This window comes from Clostridium sp. YIM B02551, from assembly GCF_022324735.1.
GTDB lineage: Bacteria > Bacillota > Clostridia > Clostridiales > Clostridiaceae > Clostridium_T > Clostridium_T paridis.
The window spans coordinates 209,975-226,384 of sequence record NZ_JAKGTF010000001.1; the positions used below are offsets into that span (position 1 = coordinate 209,975).

General features: G+C 29.5%; 18 protein-coding genes. 14 read left to right on the forward strand and 4 right to left on the reverse strand.

Features of this window, described 5'->3' with window-relative positions; all coding sequences use genetic code 11:
• Positions 1-118: 118 nt before the first annotated feature.
• The 4 genes from L1S47_RS01130 (at position 119) to L1S47_RS01145 (ending at position 5,530) form a co-directional block, all read left to right on the forward strand.
• The gene (locus tag L1S47_RS01130) at positions 119-667 is read left to right on the forward strand and encodes a flavin reductase family protein (RefSeq protein ID WP_238881651.1); all 549 of its coding nucleotides are present in this window, start codon (positions 119-121) and stop codon (positions 665-667) included.
• A 243-nt stretch (positions 668-910) separates the two neighbouring features.
• Positions 911-2,527, forward strand: coding sequence for a sigma 54-interacting transcriptional regulator (locus L1S47_RS01135; RefSeq protein ID WP_238881652.1), 1,617 nt, complete (start codon positions 911-913; stop codon positions 2,525-2,527).
• Between the two features lie 307 nt (positions 2,528-2,834).
• Positions 2,835-4,292 carry a glycosyl hydrolase family 18 protein gene (locus L1S47_RS01140; protein ID WP_238881653.1) on the forward strand — a complete coding sequence of 486 codons (1,458 nt, stop codon included), beginning with the start codon at positions 2,835-2,837 and terminating at the stop codon, positions 4,290-4,292.
• 17 nt (positions 4,293-4,309) lie between these two features.
• Positions 4,310-5,530 (forward strand): family 16 glycosylhydrolase, encoded by a 1,221-nt coding sequence (locus L1S47_RS01145; protein ID WP_238881654.1) that lies wholly within the window; start codon positions 4,310-4,312, stop codon positions 5,528-5,530.
• A gap of 57 nt (positions 5,531-5,587) precedes the next feature.
• On the opposite strand, the gene L1S47_RS01150 is transcribed toward L1S47_RS01145, so the two are convergent.
• Positions 5,588-6,361, reverse strand: a complete 774-nt coding sequence (locus L1S47_RS01150) for an EFR1 family ferrodoxin (RefSeq protein WP_238881655.1) — start codon at positions 6,359-6,361, stop codon at positions 5,588-5,590.
• 164 nt (positions 6,362-6,525) lie between these two features.
• Here L1S47_RS01150 and L1S47_RS01155 point away from each other — a divergent pair, with 164 nt between their 5' ends.
• The 5 genes from L1S47_RS01155 (at position 6,526) to L1S47_RS01175 (ending at position 9,906) form a co-directional block, all read left to right on the forward strand.
• Positions 6,526-7,044 (forward strand): MarR family transcriptional regulator, encoded by a 519-nt coding sequence (locus L1S47_RS01155; RefSeq protein WP_238881964.1) that lies wholly within the window; start codon positions 6,526-6,528, stop codon positions 7,042-7,044.
• Positions 7,045-7,066: 22 nt separating this feature from the next.
• Positions 7,067-7,618 carry a GNAT family N-acetyltransferase gene (locus L1S47_RS01160; RefSeq protein WP_238881656.1) on the forward strand — a complete coding sequence of 184 codons (552 nt, stop codon included), beginning with the start codon at positions 7,067-7,069 and terminating at the stop codon, positions 7,616-7,618.
• Positions 7,619-7,869: 251 nt separating this feature from the next.
• On the forward strand, positions 7,870-8,412 hold the full coding sequence (locus L1S47_RS01165; RefSeq protein WP_238881657.1) for a GNAT family N-acetyltransferase: 543 nt from the start codon (positions 7,870-7,872) through the stop codon (positions 8,410-8,412).
• Between the two features lie 36 nt (positions 8,413-8,448).
• The gene (locus L1S47_RS01170) at positions 8,449-9,267 is read left to right on the forward strand and encodes a TIM barrel protein (protein ID WP_238881658.1); all 819 of its coding nucleotides are present in this window, start codon (positions 8,449-8,451) and stop codon (positions 9,265-9,267) included.
• A gap of 123 nt (positions 9,268-9,390) precedes the next feature.
• Positions 9,391-9,906 carry a GNAT family N-acetyltransferase gene (locus tag L1S47_RS01175; protein WP_238881659.1) on the forward strand — a complete coding sequence of 172 codons (516 nt, stop codon included), beginning with the start codon at positions 9,391-9,393 and terminating at the stop codon, positions 9,904-9,906.
• 29 nt (positions 9,907-9,935) lie between these two features.
• Here the strand turns inward: L1S47_RS01175 and L1S47_RS01180 are convergent, their stop codons facing one another.
• Positions 9,936-10,919, reverse strand: coding sequence for an HD domain-containing protein (locus L1S47_RS01180; protein ID WP_238881660.1), 984 nt, complete (start codon positions 10,917-10,919; stop codon positions 9,936-9,938).
• A gap of 185 nt (positions 10,920-11,104) precedes the next feature.
• Between L1S47_RS01180 and L1S47_RS01185 the strand changes: the two genes are divergently transcribed.
• The 4 genes from L1S47_RS01185 (at position 11,105) to L1S47_RS01200 (ending at position 13,046) form a co-directional block, all read left to right on the forward strand.
• Entirely contained in the window at positions 11,105-11,545 is a 441-nt protein-coding gene (locus L1S47_RS01185) for an SRPBCC domain-containing protein (protein WP_238881965.1), read from the forward strand.
• Positions 11,526-11,855, forward strand: a complete 330-nt coding sequence (locus tag L1S47_RS01190; RefSeq protein WP_238881661.1) for a helix-turn-helix transcriptional regulator — start codon at positions 11,526-11,528, stop codon at positions 11,853-11,855. The genes L1S47_RS01185 and L1S47_RS01190 overlap by 20 nt, the downstream gene beginning before the upstream one ends.
• A 28-nt stretch (positions 11,856-11,883) precedes the next feature.
• Positions 11,884-12,279 (forward strand): VOC family protein, encoded by a 396-nt coding sequence (locus L1S47_RS01195; protein ID WP_238881662.1) that lies wholly within the window; start codon positions 11,884-11,886, stop codon positions 12,277-12,279.
• Between the two features lie 152 nt (positions 12,280-12,431).
• On the forward strand, positions 12,432-13,046 hold the full coding sequence (locus L1S47_RS01200) for a hypothetical protein (protein WP_238881663.1): 615 nt from the start codon (positions 12,432-12,434) through the stop codon (positions 13,044-13,046).
• Between the two features lie 72 nt (positions 13,047-13,118).
• On the opposite strand, the gene L1S47_RS01205 is transcribed toward L1S47_RS01200, so the two are convergent.
• Both L1S47_RS01205 and L1S47_RS20715 read right to left on the reverse strand, forming a co-directional pair.
• Entirely contained in the window at positions 13,119-14,573 is a 1,455-nt protein-coding gene (locus tag L1S47_RS01205) for an alpha-keto acid decarboxylase family protein (RefSeq protein ID WP_373689004.1), read from the reverse strand.
• Entirely contained in the window at positions 14,500-14,796 is a 297-nt protein-coding gene (locus L1S47_RS20715; RefSeq protein WP_373689005.1) for a thiamine pyrophosphate-binding protein, read from the reverse strand. The genes L1S47_RS01205 and L1S47_RS20715 overlap by 74 nt, the downstream gene beginning before the upstream one ends.
• A 245-nt stretch (positions 14,797-15,041) precedes the next feature.
• On the opposite strand from L1S47_RS20715, the gene L1S47_RS01215 reads away from it, so the two are divergent.
• The gene (locus L1S47_RS01215; protein WP_238881664.1) at positions 15,042-16,322 is read left to right on the forward strand and encodes a hypothetical protein; all 1,281 of its coding nucleotides are present in this window, start codon (positions 15,042-15,044) and stop codon (positions 16,320-16,322) included.
• The last annotated feature ends 88 nt before the right edge of the window (positions 16,323-16,410 follow it).

A 16,410-nucleotide genomic window follows, 5' to 3' on the forward strand; every position in this document is an offset into this window, starting at 1 on the left:
AGGGGCGTACCCTATCTATATGATAATAAATTTAAAAGAAAAAGTCTATAAATTATTATTTTTCTATCGTATAATTTTTCATGTTGCAACAAATAAATTATATGTTAGGAGAGAAGATATGAATAAAAAGAAGATTTCCAATATCCCTTTTGGACCATATATCACAGTTTTGGCAGGAGCAGAAGTTGACGGGAAACCTAACTATGCAACTATTGGAGCTTATGGAGTAGTAAGTCAAAAGCCAGTTCTATATATATCGTTGAAGAATTCGCATTACACAACCAAAGGTGTAGTAGAAAGTGGTTACTTTAGTGTAAATATACCATCATCTGATTTAATAGAAAAGACAGATTTATGTGGCACGATTACTGGAAATAAAACTGATAAATCTAATATATTTAAATCCTTTTATGATGAAAATGGAAAAGCACCTATGATAGAAGAATGTCCTGTAAATTATTTATGCAAAGTAATACAGACCATTCCAATGTTTGATTTTATTATGTTTATAGGGGAAATAGTATCTGTATATGCAAAGGAAGAATGTTTAGATAATGGAAAGCCAAATGCATTAAAAGTGGACCCTATAATTATGATGGATTCAGGATATTTTAATTTAAATGATAGAATAGGTTCAGTTTTTAAAGCATGTAGTGGAAATAAATAAAAAATATATTTCTTAGAAAAATTTTTGTAAAAGTCACTTATTATTAGTAGTAAGTGACTTTTTAATTAAAGAAAAAGTTTAGTTAAATCACTAATTGTAAAAATTAAAAATATATTGTAAATATATACAAATTATTATAAAATTGTATAAAATATAATAAATTTCATAAGTATTCGAGTTTTTACACTTTATCTGAGTATATAAATTTTAATAACTATTATTAATGCTACAGGGGTGAATTTTATGAGAAGGCTGGAGGCAGTCTATGAAAAATTACAAGAACTTTATAGTGGTAATGGAGTAAGTGCTTTTGAAATTGCAGAGGGTTTAAACCTAAGTCGTGCAAATGTAAGCAATGACCTTAATAGACTATTTGAATTTGGAAGAGTGAGTAAAACAAAAGGAAGGCCAGTGTTATATAGCCCAATTCATAAGAAGAATAATATAAAACACGTTACAGTATTTGATCAATTTGCAAGAAAAAATCCAAGTTTATATTCAGCAGTACAACAAGCTAAAGCAGCCATATTATATCCTCCCAACGGAATGCATATGCTTATTTTCGGAGAGACAGGGGTAGGTAAATCAATGTTTGCAGATTTACTTCATGGCTATGCCATTGAAATGGGAAAGATGGACAAGGATTCGAATATTATAACCTTTAATTGTGCTGATTATGCAAATAATCCTCAATTATTAATAAGTCAATTATTTGGTGTAAGTAGGGGGTCTTTCACAGGAGCTGATTTAGATAAAGTTGGACTTATTGAAAAAGCAAATGGAGGAATTTTATTTCTTGATGAAGTACATAGACTCCCACCAGAAGGGCAAGAGATGTTTTTTGCTTTTATGGATAAAGGATTATTTAGAAGGCTTGGAGAAACAGATGAAGAGAGAGAAGCAAAGGTAATAATTGTTGCTGCAACAACAGAAAACCCAGATTCAACTCTTCTGAGAACATTTATAAGAAGATTTCCAATGATACTGACATTGCCAGATCTTGCACATAGAACATATGAGGAACGGTTTGGATTAATCAGCAAATTTTTTAGAGAAGAAGCAGTTAAATTTAATAGTGAAATAATAGTATCAATCAATGCTTTAAGAGCACTATTAGCATATAGGTGTAATCATAATATTGGACAACTAAGAAATGATATTAAACTAATATGCGCAAAAGCATACTTACAGTTTATATCAGAAAGTAGAGAAGCAATTAAAATTAACAGCACTGATCTCCAAGACAATATTAGAGATGGGTTATACAAAAATATAGAATACGAAATTATATTGGAATGTATACAAATTACTCTTGGAAGATATTGTGTGTTTAATCCTAAAGATGATGACTTATTACCCAAAACTACATTTGTAAAACCTGATTTTAATAAACTAATTGAATTAAAAATAAATGAACTAATAAGCAAAGGAAAGGATTTTTATGAAATAAAGTTTTTGGTTGAGTATAATCTAAATGGCTATATAAGGAGTTTTATAGAAAGCATAGAAATGAAATTTAATGAAATGGATATTATGAATATTTGTAATCCAATATGTATTAAAGCGGCTTATAAATTTGTAGAACTTTGCGAGAAAAACTTTAATAGGGCTTTAGATGAAGATTTCTATAGAGCTATCGTCATTTATTTTGATAATATAATTAACAAGAACAATATTAAGGAGGGTTTCATAAGTAGTTATATAAATGATATAATTTTAAAACACGAAGAGGAGTTTACGATAGTAACAGAAAACGTTAAAGTAATTGAAGACATATATGGAGTGATAATTTCAGAAGAAGATATTTCGATTCTTTCAATATTTTTAATCTATTGTTATGATCTTAATTTGTATATTTAAAATATAAGAAACCTCAAATATTAAACACTTTAAATTTTGTGTTTAATATTTGAGGTTTTTTCATTATTAATAACAAAACACTATTGCCTAAAAGACGAAACACAACTATATAAATAAAACACTAGTTAGTAATAGATGAAATTTTAACGATGAGGAAAAAAACAACTACGTACAAGACATAATTTAGTTTTGGCATATTAATTGCTATTCAATTAAATATCAATTGAAATAAATCTATGGGAGGTGATTAAATTCTCATACTAATTTTTTTGGACAAGCTAAATATTATTAAAAAGGAGATGGGAAAATGAAAAAGAAAATAGCTTCAAGTTTTATAGCAAGTATTTTTACACTTTTACTAGCCTTAGGAGTTAATCCTAATGTAAAGGCATCTGCTGCTACTAACTATAAAGTCATTGGATATATTTATGGATCTCCAAGTAGTAGTATGGATGTTTCAAAACTAACGCACATTAACTATGCTTTTGCTTCAATTAATTCTGATCATACAATAAAGGTTGATAATACTTCAGATTTAAGAACTCTAACAAGTTTAAAATCAAAGAATCCAAATTTAAAAGTTATATTATCAGTAGGCGGATGGGGAATGGATGGATTTTCTCAAGCAGCATCTACTGCTGCTGGCAGAAGTGCTTTTGCCCAAAGCTGTCTTAATTATGTAAATCAATATGGCTTAGATGGTATAGATATAGATTGGGAATACCCAGTAGATGGTGGTGGAGGAATAATAGCTAGAAGTCCTTCAGATAAGCAGAATTTCACTCTATTACTTCAAGCAATTAGAAATTCTATTGGTACTGGCAAAATCTTATCTATTGCAGCGGGTGCCTCTTATGATTATGTAAATTCATGGATTGAAATAGGAAATGTAAAAAATATAGTAGACTATATAAATTTAATGACCTATGACTTCACAAATGGAAACACATTGAATTCCAATACTTATAATTCAAGTTTAGCAACATCAGGGTATAGCTGCGAAGCTGTTGTAAATAATTATTTAAATGCTGGAGTTCCAGCAGCTAAGTTAAATCTTGGTATGCCTTTCTATGGTAGAACTACATCAGGTGGATGGCCAACCTATACAGAGCTAGTAAATAATTATATAAATAAAAATGGATATGTTAGACAATGGGATTCAGCAGCGCAAGCTCCATATTTAACTCAAAATGGAAAGTTTGCAGTAACCTATGAAGATCCACAATCTATTGCTGTAAAAGATTCCTTTATTAAGAGTAAAGGCTTAGGTGGAGCTATGTTCTGGGAGTATAGCCAAGATAATGGACAACTAATAGCGCAGATTTGGAATGACTTAGGAAGTTCAAATCCAAATCCAACTCCTTCAAAAATTGTAGCGATAAAGGCATCTGTAAACAGTAAATATGTATGTGCCGATAATTATGGAAATAATCCACTAATAGCAAATAGAGATAGCTATGATGCTTGGGAAGAATTCGAACAAGTTGATTTAGGAAATGGTACAGTTGCATTTAAATCCCTTGCAAATAATCAATATGTTTCTGCACAAAACGGAGGAGGAAGTACACTAATTGCTAATAGAGCATCAGTGGGAGGGGCTTGGGAAGCATTCCAGCTTATAACTCAGCCAGATGGAAAAATAGCAATAAAATCTATGGCAAATAATCAATATGTGTGTGCTGAAAACTATGGAAATGATCCATTAATGGTAAATAGAACAACTGTAAGTGGCTGGGAAGAATTTGACATAATTACAGTTAAGTAGAATTAAGGAGGGGTATTATGATTAAGAAGAAATTAATAATTGCTACTGTACTTTCGGCTTTAGTTATTGGAGCATCAGTAAATACAATTCCAGCAAAAGCTTCTATAACTGACAAATGGGTTCAAGTATGGGGAGATGATTTTAATGTTCCTGATGGAACCCCTATAGATAGAACTAAATGGGGCTTTGATATTGGCGCAGGAGGTTGGGGAAATAATGAGTTAGAATACTATACTGATAGACCTCAAAATGCATATATACAAGGAGGAAACTTAGTAATACAAGCTAATAAAGAAAACTATAATGGAGCTCAATATACATCAGCAAGAATGTTGACAAAGAACACCTTTAATTTTAAATATGGTAGAGTTGAAATGAGAGCAAAAATTCCATATGGACAAGGTATTTGGCCTGCGTTTTGGATGCTAGGAAGCAATATAGATCAGCCCAATAAAGGTTGGCCTAATTGCGGAGAAATTGATATCATGGAGAATATAGGTAAAGAACCTAATGTAGTACATGGTACAATTCATGGACCAGGATATTCAGCTGACAAAGGAATTGGCGCAGCATATACAAATTCTACAGCGTTTAGTAATGACTATCATACTTATGCAGTTGAATTTGAACCAAGTGTAATTAAGTGGTATGTAGATGGCAATCTATATGAAACTAGAACTCCAAAAGATGTTGGTAACAACGAATGGGTATTTAATCAACCATTCTTCATCTTAATGAATTTAGCTGTAGGAGGAGGATGGCCAGGGTATCCAGATGCTTCAACTGTATTTCCACAAAAATATTTAATAGATTATGTTCATGTATATCAAAGGGCTAATGGATATAATATTGTTTCATTAAAGGCAGCAGCAAATGGTAAATATGTAACTGCAGACAATGGAGGAGATAGCGCTCTTATCGCTAATAGAACAGCACCAAGTTTATGGGAACAATTTGAGCAAATAGATCTTGGAAATGGAAATATAGCATTAAGATCATTAGCTAATAATAAATATGTATGTGCAGATAACTACGGAAATAGTCCATTAATTGCCAATAAAGATGCAATAGGTACATGGGAAACTTTTCATGTAGAAACTTTACCAGATGGCAAGAAAGCATTAAAAGCAGTAATTAATAATAAATATGTTTGTGCAGATAATTATGGAAATAATCCATTAATAGCAAATAGAGATTCAGCTAGTGGTTGGGAAGCATTTGATTTCATATCTCAATAAATTATATAAATAGGGACTTTATGTTTGCAACATATGCAAACATAAAGTCTTTTTTATTTATAGTAACTCTTTTAAAGAGATTTCTGGATGATGGTACCTGCCTCTAGTTTCTGTAACTTCTTTATATTGAATACTTTGCTTTGGGCACCATTGCATGCAAGCTAAGCATGCTTCGCATTTATGCTGCCATTCAGGTTTTCCATCCTTCATCACTATATTGTTAGCAGGACAAACCTTAGAGCATGTACCACAACTAATACAATTGCTATCAGTACTGAAATCTCTATCTAAATTGTAAACTTTTTGAGGTTTGAAAATAAAGTTTGTAATTAATGAAGTAAGAATCTTACCACTTTCCTTTAGCTCAATAATATCATTATTTTTTATACTAGCTGCTATTTTTATAATCTTTTCTTCTTGAGCTTTAAACCTAGCATTTTGTTCACTTATTGGTTGAACATCATGTGAAGTTTGATGATTACCAGGCATTAGAATATTATAGGAAGCTGAAAGCTTGATTCCTTTTTTATGTAATATTTTATTAAGAATATGCATAGGAGCACCAGGAGAGCCTGCATAAGTTGAGATTGCAAAAACGTAAGAGAATTTATTAATATTAAGATTTGTAATAAATTCTTTAACCATTATTGGAATAGCATGAAAGTAGACTGGAAATACGAATCCTATACGCTCAGATACATTACTAATGGGAGAATTTATATTTTCGTTGCAGATTTTAATTAACTTAGTATCACCTAGTTCATTAGCTAGATCCTTAGCAACCTTTAAGGAGTTACCTGTTCCAGTAAAGTAATAAACAGTTGTATTCATAATTAACCTCCAATATTATTTTTTAAATAGTTTCCTGGAAACGATAATAGCAAAGAAGTTTTTAGAAGTCAATATAGTTTCTAGGAAACTTTAAAGAGATTTCTTTTTATGATATACTTTTAAATAAGACTTTAATCCATTTAAAAGGAGGAACTGCATTGAAAGTGGAATACAAAAAAGATGTTGATAAGATAAAGGAATTTAAAATAGATGAAATAAAAGTGGTATTTTCCGAAGTGCAAAAAAAACATGCGTCTGAGGATGATGAAGAGAAGAAATGGTTAATTGAAAATTGTAAAAATCCAATTTTACTTAGATATTTTAAAGATTTTACAGTACTAATGATACATGTTTTAGCTGCTATAGGAAGATATGGTTCTATTAATACTGTTAATATTTCAAGAAATATGAATGTTCCAAAAGGAACAATTTCTAAGATTACAAGAAAACTTTTAGAGTTTGGACTTATTGAAAAGGAGCCAATACCAAATAATAAGAAAGAATATATTTTTAATATAACTCCATTAGGGAAAGAACTATATGAATTACATGAAGAGCTACATAAAAAGATGGAATTAGAGATTAATAAATTTCTTAAAGGCTATGAAGTAGAAGAACTAGAATTCTTAATAAGATTTCTAAAAGAATTTGCAAATATGTCTTGGATAGATAAAGAAAATTAATTAGATTAGTAAGGGGATATAAATGAAAGGACATTATGAAACAGAAAGACTTATTTTGAAAGTAATTGATAAAAGCTATGCAGGAAATGTAATAGATTATTACCTGAGAAATAAAGATTTTCTAGAGGAATGGGAACCAATTAAGAGTAATGAGTTTTATGAAAAAGAGTATCAAGAGATAGCTATAGATAAGGAATTAGAGGAAATCAAAAATGGAAACTCTTTTAGATTGTGGATCTTTAAAAAAGGTGAAGAAAACAGAATAATTGGATCAATAGGATTTAATAACATTGTAAGAGGTGGTTTTCTTTCATGCTTCCTAGGCTATAAATTAGATAAAGATGAAATAAATCAAGGGTATATGACTGAAGCAATTAGAAAAGGAATCGGTATTACGTTTAATGAAGGTGGACTACATAGAATTGAAGCTAATATAATGCCTAAGAATTTACGCTCCCTAAGAGTAGTTGAAAAATTAGGATTTTATAGTGAGGGATTAGCTTACAAATATTTAAGAATTAATGGTAAGTGGGAAGATCATATTCATATGGTTCTTTTAAATGAAAAAATGTAAATATTAGCTATGTATTTTAATAAATTTATGATATACTATTTTTTGTAAACAATGAAAGGAGTGGTTGCCATGTTAAAAATAACAAATGTATTAGAAATTAAATCATTAATAAAAACTACTCCAAATAGGTTCTATTAATTATACATTCATATAGGTAATTAAAGTGAAGTAATGTATAGCCTTGGAGTAGTTAAGAAACTATTTCAGGGTATTTTTATTATACCCAAAATTAATTATTGGAGGCTATATAAATGAATTATGAATTAAAAGAACTTAATGAGAACAGTTTAGAGACTGAAAGGTTATATTTATTTCCTTTACAGGCAAAGTATTTAGAACTTGCAATAAAGGATTATAAAAGAATGCAGCTTGATTTAGGGTTAAATGTTGCAAGGCAAGAGTTAATTAAAATTCTTAAATATGCAATGGAGATTAGACTTAAAAGGATATTAGAGGATCCCAAAAATTATTTGTGGCTAACCTGTTGGGGTATTATTCATAAAGAAGATAATAAGATTATCGGTTTTGTAATAGTTAAAGGAGTTCCTAATGAAATAGGAGAAGTAATTATAGGTTACGGCATTGATGAAGAGGAGTATAGAAGAAATAGATACGCAACTGAAGCAGTAAATGGACTCGTAAATTGGATGTTTGAAAATCCTAAAGTTAATGCAGTTATTGCAGATACAGATAAAGGTAATATTGCATCACATAGAGTTTTAAGAAATCTTGGCGCATTTATATCTAAAGAAGATGATGAATTAATATGGTGGAGAATTGAAAAACTAAAATAATACAGGAACAATTTTTATTAACGAAGGAAGAAGAGTATGGATAAGCTTTTATTTGGAATATCTGGACTTCCAATTGGCGATGGGAAAAAGAAATTTAATTATTCTTCTGGTATGAAGTATATTAAGTCAATTGGACTAGATGCAATGGAACTTCTTTTTGTAAGAAACGTAAATGTCACAGATAAAAATAGAGATGAGATATTAAAAACTAAGTTGGAAGATGATATTTATCTATCTGCCCATGGATCACATTACATTAATTTAAATGCAGATGAAATAGAAAAGCAAGAACAATCAATTGATAGGATAATTAAAGCAATGGAAGGCCTATTAAAAGTCAAAGGTAGAAGCTTGATTTTTCATCCAGGATTTTATTTAAAAAGATCAAGAGAAGAAGCATATAAAACTATAAAAGAAAATCTATTAAAACTCCCTTATAAAGGCGTGGATTATCGGTTAGAGACAACTGGAAAGCCTAGTCAATTTGGAAGTCTTGAGGAATTAGTTTCTTTATGCAAAGAGATAGAACACTGTAAATTATGTATAGACTTTGCTCATATACATGCACGAGAAAATGGTAGTTTAAAGACTTATGGGGATTTCGCTAATATACTCCAATATGTATTAAGTGAATTAGGAAAAGATGCGATTGAAGATATTCATATACACATGGGCGGAATTAATTATAATATTAAAGGAGAGAGAAATCATCTTCCAGTATTAGAGAGCGATTTTAATTACATTGAGTGTTTAAAAGCATTAAAAGATTTTAATGCGAAAGGTTGCGTAATTTTAGAAGGTCCTTTGGTAGAAAAGGATGCATTGTTACTAAAAAACACATACATGAAGCTTTAAAGAAAATAGGGCTGTGGCACCAGTATTTTTTTACTGTTAATGCTATAGTCCCTTTCCTAGTTATTGAGTGATTTTAACATAGTGGTATAAGTTAGCTATTAATTAAATATTAGGAGGATAACATTGAATAAATTAGGAGTGGAGTCAGTAAGATTAAAATTAATATCTTTAACAATTAAAGAATTAGTGTATATAGAAACGAAAGAATATTCTAAGCTTCAATTTAATATAGAAGAAGACGCACTTTTAGATAAAACAAGAATTGCAATAGCTAAAAAAATAGATAAAATGAAAAATATTAATGTTAATCTTCATGAATGGTATACTTATTGGTTAATTATAAATAAAGCAAACAATAATGGAATTGGATTTATTGGGTTCAAAGGAATACCAGATGAAAAAGGACTATCAGAAGTAGGATATAACATTTCATCAAATTATAGAAGGCTTGGATATATGACAGAAGCACTTAATATGCTAGTAGATTGGGCTTCAAGTTATTCAGAAACCACAGGAATTACTGCATGTAAGGTATTAAAGACTAATATAGGTTCAAATAAGGTACTAAATAAATGCAACTTTAAAATAATAAATGCCACAGAGGAATATAATAATTATTTATATGAATTTGTAAGATAAAGGAGATTAGAACCCTCCTTTATTCTATGTTACATATACTTTAATGATAAATCATCCAGTTCAGTTTTTATTTTTGAAATACCAAGTTTAGCAGCTAGAGGAGAAAAAATCTCTAAGGTCTCCTTAGCCTTTTCAGTCCATCTTTCAGGTTCCATGTATTTTATTGTACGCATATTGTGGAGGCGATCAGCTAATTTTATTAATATAACCTCATCTTTATTATTAGAATTTTTAAGAAACTCTTCAAAATTAAGATTCATAAACTTGGATACTTCAATGATTATATCTGCTATTTCTTTGGAAAAACTTTTCTCAATATCTTCTAACGTAATTGAAGAATCTGCTTCAATTATATCATGCAATAATCCAGCAATTATTGTAGTTTCTTCTGCTCCCATTTCTGAAAGTATAATAGCAACTGATAAAGGGTGGACAATATAGGGCTCACCAGATTTTCTGAATTGTCCTTCATGTGCATTTAGAGCAACATTATATGCTTTGTCAAGCATACTTATATCTTTAAAAAGTTTGTTTTTTATTACAGTATTTATTAATTTATCATATAAAACATTTGGTTCAATAAAATCTTCAGTTGTTTTTATAAATATATTAGCTTTCTCTAGAGTTCTATTTTCAAACTCGACACTATTTTCCATATAATTATTACCTCCTGTTTCTGAAAATTCAATTGACAGATAAATAGCGTGAATTATAGAAGGAGAAAATCCAAATTTTTTCTTAAATGATTTAGAAAAGCCACTATGTGTTTCATAACCATATTCTGTTGATACATCAAGAATCCTTCTTCCTGAAAATATGTCTTTCGAAGCGTTAATAAGACGTCTTTCCTTAACATATTCCATTAGCGAGACACCCACTTCAGCTTTAAAAATGCGTGAAAAGTGATAGGGAGAATAACCCATGGCACCTGCTATGATATCAACTGTTAAAACTTCTTTAATATTTTTTTCGATATATTTAAAACTATTAAAGATTACATCTTTATACTTCATACAATTCACCTCTTTATTCCACGTGGTAATTATAATATATACTAATTTAACTTAATAGTCTGTTCCATTTTTGCTTTATTAACGTGAAAATAAAATAATAATATTGACATGCAACCAAAAGGTGTTATATTATAATTATGAAACCAAATGGTTGTACAATTTTCAAAAAGGAGGTATTATTTTTGGTGAAAAAATCAAGTAAAAAATTACCTGATATAGTTCGTAGTGTAGTAATCGAAGCAGATATAAATAAAGTTTGGGATGCGATAGCAACAAAAGAGGGGCTTGAAGCATGGCTTATGCCCAATAATTTTAAGCCTATATTAGGATATGAGTTTACATTTAAGTCACAACCTAAAGGGGACTGGGATGGAATATGCCATTGTATAGTTAAGGAATTAAATCCTCCATATAAGCTTGGATTTACATGGAGTGGTAATAATTTAGATCAATATGTTTCATTTGAACTAAAAGAGATTGATGATAAAACTGAATTTACTCTTGTTCACTCTGGTTGGTCTGAAGAAAATATGCAGCTTCGTGAGATTATGTATGATGGATGGGGTTATTTATCAGAAGGTTTAAAACGAAAAATGGGTGATAATAATGGTAAATACTTATCATAAGCATGATGTATTTCAAGCAATTGCAGATCCCACTAGAAGAGAATTAATTAGTTTGTTAGCTGACAAGGAATTGCCAGTAACAGCAATAAGTAACCAATTTCCAATAAGTCGTACAGCAGTTTCTAAACATTTAAATATTTTAGCAGAAGCAGGACTTGTATCTACAAAAAAAGTAGGGCGAGAAGTTAGATATACTCTTCAACCAGAACCATTAAAAGAACTTAAATATTGGCTTTCATACTATGAAAGATTCTGGGATAAGAAGCTTAATGCATTAAAAAGTTTTGTTGAAACAGGAAATAAGGAATAGAAATATTTATTGAAAGGGGATGTTGATTATGAAAATAACACCACGTATTGTAATGAAGGGAAATAGTAAAGAAGCAATTGAGTTCTATAGTGAAGCTTTTGGAGCTACGACTGATTATTTAATTACTTATGGCAGCGTAGGAGCAGGAAGTCCTGAGCAAAAGGATTTAATAATGAATGCTCAAGTTGACATAAAAGGTACAAAGATTCATATTGCTGACCATAATCCAGCACAAGTTACAAATGGAAATCAGATATCTTTCACAGTAGAGTTATCAAATCCAGAAGAAGTTAAAGAAACATTTAATAAAATGAAAGATGGTTCAAAAATTATAATGGAGCCAATTGCAACATTTTTCAGTCCATGTCATTGTGGGCTAATAGATAAATTTGGAGTTATGTGGCAAATTAATTGTCCAAAATAAACTTAATAGCAATTTAATGAGAACTCTGAGCTTTTCAGAGTTCTTTTTATAATTTATCACTTAGGTAGTAAAATATTTTAACTATTATCCATAATATGGTATAAGATAAAGCATAAGGGTAAGGCAAAAGTATAAATTATGGAGGTTAAGATATGGGCATATACAAACTGCCACTGGGAATAAGAATACCAAGAGACGATGAATATCCAAAGGGATATGTTGTTGAAGAAGTAAATAAAAAAAGAGATTCAGCTAATATAGTTCAAGGTTACAAGTTAGTGGAAGTAAGTGATAAAAAATTTACGCATTTCACAGAGATAAATATTGATATTGATAAATTATGGAGTCTATTTATAAGTTTATCTGATAGCATTATAGGAGATAAGGCTTATGGATTAATTGGATTTAAAGGGGAAAAACCTACATTAAGTAAGATTTCAGATAAAAAGAATATAATCGAATTATTTAGCAAATATGAATTTGAATTATCTAATGATGGCTTTAGTGAATTTGGAATAGCTTATTATGATGATAATACTTTAAATGAGATATATATAACAACCTTTAAATATGTACAAGTTTGGACTACTGATAAAGACTCCTTAGTTAAGGCATTGAGAAAAGCTGGGTTAAAAGAGAAAAAGATTCTTAATTTCATTGATGAATTTCCTGTAGTTTCTGAAGCTATAAGTCCAGATGACGTAGAAGGGATTCGCAGCTACACTCAAATATTAAGTGAAATAAAAGAGGAATTTGAGAAATTTTAATATATTTAATTCAAAATCAAAAAAGAGAACTCTAAAATATATTAGAGTTCTTTTTAAATATAATATATATAACTAAGACTTCATTTGCTCAAGAACATTAGTCATTTTATGCACTATCTCTGGGGCATCCATTTGAGGAGCGTATATTTCAATAAAGCAGAATCGATCTTGACATTGTAACTCTACTTGTTTTATAGCTTCATCTAACTCTTTATTTGTATATACCTTAGCTGTATAAGCATTCCCGCCAAAAGCCTCTATGAGTTTTGAATAATCCCATATAGGTATATCGTTATAATGAGTTTGTTTTTCATTGATATTAAGATATTTTTCAATGGTATATTCCTTGTTGTTTACTAGAAAGACTATTGGTTTGCAATTATGATATAAAATTGAACTAAATTCTTGAACAGTCATTTGATTTGAACCATCGCCAACAAATAAAATGACTCTTCTATTTTTATCAGCAATACAAGCACCAAAGGCAGCAGGTGTTCCATAACCTATACTTCCCCATCCACCTTGCGTTATATAGGTGGCACCTTTGGGAAGTCTTAATTCTGCAATTCCAAATTGGAAGGTACCTGCGTCTGCAACAATAACATCATTTTCCTTAAACATAGATTGAAATCTTGGGTAATAATATTTTGAAGAAATATCATCACCTAGAGAAGCATGATTTTCTGTATATGGGAAAGTTGCAGTTGGTACTGAAGATACCTTAATGTCAACTTTTGATAATAGACCATCTAACAAATCTTTAATTAGGATATTTTCATATACTGTCACACCAACCGTAACATAATAGGGTTGAATATCAATAATATTTAAAGGATTAAGCATTGCAGTGAAAGCACCTGTATTATAGTCAGACCATTTTGTACCAACTGACAAAATACAATCAGAGGTTTCAACAATATTTTTAACATCCTTACTTCCAAGACCACCTGCATAAAGTCCTATGTAATTCTTATTACTTTCATCATAAGAACCTTTTCCCATAATCATAGTTGTTACAGGTAAATTCATTTTTTGAACAATTTGTTCAACTTGAGATTGAAGATTATATCTTGATACAAAAGTTCCTGAAATAAGCAGAGGATTTTTTGCAACACTAAGCATTTGATCTATATGCTTTATAGCAGCTTGTAAATTTTTTTGATTAGTTTGCTTATTTTCTAAATTTATAGGTCTTTTAACTACATTCTTACTTACAATATCTGTTGCGAATAATAAATAAACAGGCTTTTTATTTTCCTTTGCTTTTTGAATAGCTAAGGGTATCTCTAGCGTAGCATTTTCAGGTGTTATTACAGCATTATATTCCGTAATGTTTTCAGATAACTTTCTAAAAACATCAAAGTCTCCATTTAGTAAAGTGTGATGCATTTGTTTATGTTCTTGTTGTACCATGGTTTTTGGAGCCCCAACTATATGAATAACTGGTACACTTTCACAATACGAACCCGCAATAGCGTTGCAAGCGCTTAGTTCTCCAACCCCAAAAGTTGTTATTAATGCGCCCATTCCCTATTCTTGCATATGAATCTGTAGCATAGCCAGCGTTTAATTCATTTCGACAGTTTATAAAATCTATATCTTGATATTTTTCTAAGATATTTAAAAGAGAAAGGTTGTAATCTCCTGGAACTCCAAAGATTTCTGTAATACCTTCTTTTTTAAAACAATCAAATAAAAAGAATCCAACTGTTTGTTTTAAATCTAATGTATTAGAAGTGTTATCACTCATTCTCATTACCTCCGTAGAATTATAGATTACATTTTATTTTCAATAATTTAGTTTTAGTATTTTACATATTTTTTATTGATTTTTAAGAATTTTATAATTGTAATATATGTTTAATAATACGGTTATTACAAAAAAAACACTTTTCATTACATATTTATAAGTTTAAAAACTTTCTAATATATAATTAAATAAAAATATATATTTTAAGATATTATATTTATATTACTTTATGAAGAGGTGATAAAATGTGTATTGCTATGATGCCATCATATGAGTTTGATGCTGATGAGTATATGAGTAGTATTGACAACATGTTAAAAGCTCTTAAAAATGTGGACAGGTCACCAATTAACTCTAAGTTCCTAATTTCCAAAACAGACGAAATTAATGATGAGATAAAGAAAAATATTCTCTCAGATTCAGCTATGGAAAAAGGGTTATTTGAATCTGCTACTGGAGCAAAAATAGTAAATGGAGATGATAAATTAAGAACCTCCTGTACATATAATTTGGAAGTAGAAGAAAATCTAACAGATCCTCAGTTCATAAATAATTTTGTAGTAGTAGAAGATTACTATAGAGATACAATAAAAGTCACTTATACTGGGTATGAATTAGATGAAAAACTTAATAGATTAAATAACATATCAAGAAAAGTATTAGATAAGCTAGTAGAGTCGTATTCAAAAGGAATCGGAAATTTTTTTAACGGAGATTTGGGCTGGGTACATGAAGACCCTTCATATAAAGCACAGACAAAAGATTATTATGAATTAGATTTCGATTTAAATGAATTTAAAGATTACATTATTAAAATTATAAATAAGGAAAGAAAAATTTTTCATAACATAAAAAATAATAATAAAGACAATTGGCAGGAGATAATTCATACTTATGGGAAAAATATTAATGATTTCACCTATAAATTGGATGTAATTACTTCGCTGAAATCTAAGAATTCAAATAAATTAGAAAAAATGACCTATAATGATATTAAAGGAATTGGAAGAATAATTAGTAATATAGGAAACGGAATTTATACACATTCAGCTAAGGATTTAGGAGCATATCTAGGACAATTTAAATTAAAAGGAGACATAATGTTAACCCATTATAGTCTGTCAAGTGAAGTAAAATCAAAGCTAAGTGATGCAATTTTTGAAAATATATCAAATAAAATAATGAATTTCTCTAAAAAGTATGGTTCCTTATTTAATATTCCGTCAATACAACTCCAGAAGGAGGTTATGAATTATTATTCATCATTTGCTACATTATCAGGCGTTTCAAGAGAAACTTTTTGCCATAACTACTTAATGGCATTAAATCAGCTTAATGATGCATTACTAGCACAAAGACCTTCTATGGCTGGTTCAGCTGAAAGAAGTAGGTTCGCAGAAGGGGCAATACAAGTACACTTAAGCAATTGGAATAAATTCTTAGACAAATTAGATGTAGAACCATCAATTAAGGAAGATTATAGAATAAATAATGCTATTGAGAGAAACATCAATAGGGTCTCCTAATATATTAAGACATTATGTTTAAAGTAAAACATAGTGTCTTTTTTTGCTTATGTAATTTAGTAATATTAGGAATTCTTGAATAAAATAC

Excerpts from the sequence above, each read along its gene's own strand:
- L1S47_RS01130 (WP_238881651.1), top strand. The coding sequence starts at position 119 with ATGAATAAAAAGAAGATTTCCAATATCCCTTTTGGACCATATATCACA.
- L1S47_RS01135 (WP_238881652.1), top strand. The coding sequence starts at position 911 with ATGAGAAGGCTGGAGGCAGTCTATGAAAAATTACAAGAACTTTATAGT.
- L1S47_RS01140 (WP_238881653.1), top strand. The coding sequence starts at position 2,835 with ATGAAAAAGAAAATAGCTTCAAGTTTTATAGCAAGTATTTTTACACTT.
- L1S47_RS01145 (WP_238881654.1), top strand. The coding sequence starts at position 4,310 with ATGATTAAGAAGAAATTAATAATTGCTACTGTACTTTCGGCTTTAGTT.
- L1S47_RS01150 (WP_238881655.1), bottom strand. The coding sequence starts at position 6,361 with ATGAATACAACTGTTTATTACTTTACTGGAACAGGTAACTCCTTAAAG.
- L1S47_RS01160 (WP_238881656.1), top strand. The coding sequence starts at position 7,067 with ATGAAAGGACATTATGAAACAGAAAGACTTATTTTGAAAGTAATTGAT.
- L1S47_RS01165 (WP_238881657.1), top strand. The coding sequence starts at position 7,870 with ATGAATTATGAATTAAAAGAACTTAATGAGAACAGTTTAGAGACTGAA.
- L1S47_RS01170 (WP_238881658.1), top strand. The coding sequence starts at position 8,449 with ATGGATAAGCTTTTATTTGGAATATCTGGACTTCCAATTGGCGATGGG.
- L1S47_RS01180 (WP_238881660.1), bottom strand. The coding sequence starts at position 10,919 with ATGAAGTATAAAGATGTAATCTTTAATAGTTTTAAATATATCGAAAAA.
- L1S47_RS01190 (WP_238881661.1), top strand. The coding sequence starts at position 11,526 with ATGGTAAATACTTATCATAAGCATGATGTATTTCAAGCAATTGCAGAT.
- L1S47_RS01195 (WP_238881662.1), top strand. The coding sequence starts at position 11,884 with ATGAAAATAACACCACGTATTGTAATGAAGGGAAATAGTAAAGAAGCA.
- L1S47_RS01200 (WP_238881663.1), top strand. The coding sequence starts at position 12,432 with ATGGGCATATACAAACTGCCACTGGGAATAAGAATACCAAGAGACGAT.
- L1S47_RS01205 (WP_373689004.1), bottom strand. The coding sequence starts at position 14,573 with ATGGGCGCATTAATAACAACTTTTGGGGTTGGAGAACTAAGCGCTTGC.
- L1S47_RS20715 (WP_373689005.1), bottom strand. The coding sequence starts at position 14,796 with ATGAGTGATAACACTTCTAATACATTAGATTTAAAACAAACAGTTGGA.
- L1S47_RS01215 (WP_238881664.1), top strand. The coding sequence starts at position 15,042 with ATGTGTATTGCTATGATGCCATCATATGAGTTTGATGCTGATGAGTAT.